Raw genomic sequence first — 2170 nt, 5'->3', positions numbered from 1 at the left:
CCTACCCACAGGTCATCCGAAAACTTTTCAACGTTTACCGGTTCGGTCCTCCATTCCGAGACTATCGGAACTTCAACCTGCCCATGGGTAGATCACCAGGTTTCGCGTCTACCCCCACTACCTTAATCGCCCTGTTAAGACTCGCTTTCGCTCCGCCTCCGGTGCTGAACACCTTAAACTCGGTAGTGAGGAGTAACTCGTAGGCTCATTATGCAAAAGGCACGCCGTCATCCCAACCTAAGTCGGGACTCCGACCGCTTGTAGGCGCACGGTTTCAGGGTCTTTTCACTCCGCTTCTCGCGGTTCTTTTCACCTTTCCCTCACGGTACTGGTTCGCTATCGGTCTCTCAGGAGTATTTAGCCTTACGGGATGGTGCCCGCAAATTCAGACAGGGTTTCTCCGGCCCCGCCCTACTCAGGATACTCGTCATCAACACCATCATTCCTGTACGGGACTTTCACCCCCTACGGTCAGCTTTTCCAAAACTGTTCCAGTTAAATGATATTGAATTACACAAGTCCTACAACCCCACTACGACGTATCGTAATGGTTTGGGCTCTTCCGCGTTCGCTCGCCACTACTTGCGGAATCATTAAATTATTTTCTCCTCCTCCGGGTACTTAGATGTTTCAGTTCCCCGGGTTACCTCTCCCTTGCGGAAGTACTGGATCTTCAATCCAGTGGGTTGCCCCATTCGGACATCTAGGAATCAACGGTCGTTTGCACCTCCTCCTAGCTTTTCGCAGCTTACCACGTCCTTCATCGTCTCTGAGAGCCTAGGCATTCCCCGTACGCCCTTCGTTCACTTCCTATTCTTCAGCCCGACCAACTCCCGAGGAAGTCAGTCCGACCAGTTTCTTAGAAACCGAAACGAGTAAAATCGTAACGTTAAATCTTGCCTAAAACTAATGAGTATTATATCCAACAGACGCTTGAGAAATAAAATTGAATTTCTCGCAACGGACTTTATGTGATCATAAATCCATTAAAAATTTCTGTTGCTCTCTTATCCAAACTTGTCAAAGATCGTCACCAACCCCTCAGTTTCCGCCGGCGATAAAGACTCAGGCTAATGATTCTCTATTGGCCCACGGGGGGTTGCTGGTAATAAGGCCGGAGTCGAACCGGTCAACCGCTTCCGTATGAAGCGATCGCGCGCCGCGCTTATTAAAATGGCAGGCAGTATGCCGACCGAAGTCGACGCTACTGTTTCTGGGTGGAGGATATCGGAGTCGAACCGATGACCTCCTGAATGCAAATCAGGTGCTCTAGCCAGCTGAGCTAATCCCCCAGGAAGTAGTCCCGGGCAGACTTGAACTGCCGACCTCTACATTATCAGTGTAGCGCTCTAACCAGCTGAGCTACGGGACTGTACATTTCAAACAGTACCTAAGTCACGGTTGACTTAGCCGGTCATTAGCTTTCACTAATAAAAAGGGCGGTCCATCATCATGGAGCGCCAATTTTTAAATTAACACCAAGGCAGGCGAGTTCGGCCGTAGTATCAACTACTACTACCAGAACCCTTCGGGTCTCGAAAGCGATCGCTCCACCGGACGAACCGTCCGGTCTCAACACGCCACTAGTTGTTCGCTACAACACGTCAAAACATATACAGCAACACGCTCCGTCTTGTCGTCTCGAAAAGGAGGTATTCCAGCCGCACCTTCCGGTACGGCTACCTTGTTACGACTTAACCCCAGTTACCGATTTTACCCTAGACAGCTCTTTTAACAGCCACCGTCTTCAGGCACCTCCGGCTTCCATGGTTTGACGGGCGGTGTGTACAAGGTCCGGGAACGTATTCACCGCGCCATGGCTGATGCGCGATTACTAGCGATTCCACCTTCACGGAGTCGAGTTCCAGACTCCGATCCGAACTGAGATGCACTTTCTGAGATTGGCTTACTCTCGCGAGTTCGCTACCCTCTGTATGCACCATTGTAGCACGTGTGTAGCCCTGGGCATAAAGGCCATGATGACTTGACGTCGTCCCCACCTTCCTCACCGCTTACACGGGCAGTCTACTTAGAGTCCCCATCCGAAATGCTGGCAACTAAGTATAGGGGTTGCGCTCGTTGCGGGACTTAACCCAACACCTCACGGCACGAGCTGACGACAGCCATGCAGCACCTTGAGTCCAGCCCCGAAGGGAAGATCGCTTTCACG

At 51.3% G+C, this 2170-nt stretch carries 2 tRNA genes and 2 rRNA genes; all 4 read right to left on the bottom strand.

Going from position 1 to position 2170, the window contains the following annotated elements:
• Nucleotides 1-812: ribosomal RNA gene (locus NMA52_RS18640) — 23S ribosomal RNA — on the bottom strand; the annotation flags it as partial.
• A 406-nt stretch (nt 813-1218) separates the two neighbouring features.
• A tRNA-Ala gene (locus tag NMA52_RS18635) sits at nt 1219-1292 on the bottom strand.
• A gap of 6 nt (nt 1293-1298) precedes the next feature.
• Nucleotides 1299-1372 (bottom strand) — tRNA-Ile (locus tag NMA52_RS18630).
• Between the two features lie 273 nt (nt 1373-1645).
• A 16S ribosomal RNA gene (locus tag NMA52_RS18625) occupies nt 1646-2170 on the bottom strand; the annotation flags it as partial.

The sequence above is a fragment of the Lewinella sp. JB7 genome (assembly GCF_024297185.1).
Taxonomy (GTDB): domain Bacteria; phylum Bacteroidota; class Bacteroidia; order Chitinophagales; family Saprospiraceae; genus Neolewinella.
The sequence above is the reverse complement of the archived record's forward strand: the minus strand, read 5'-3'. Positions and strand labels throughout refer to the sequence as shown.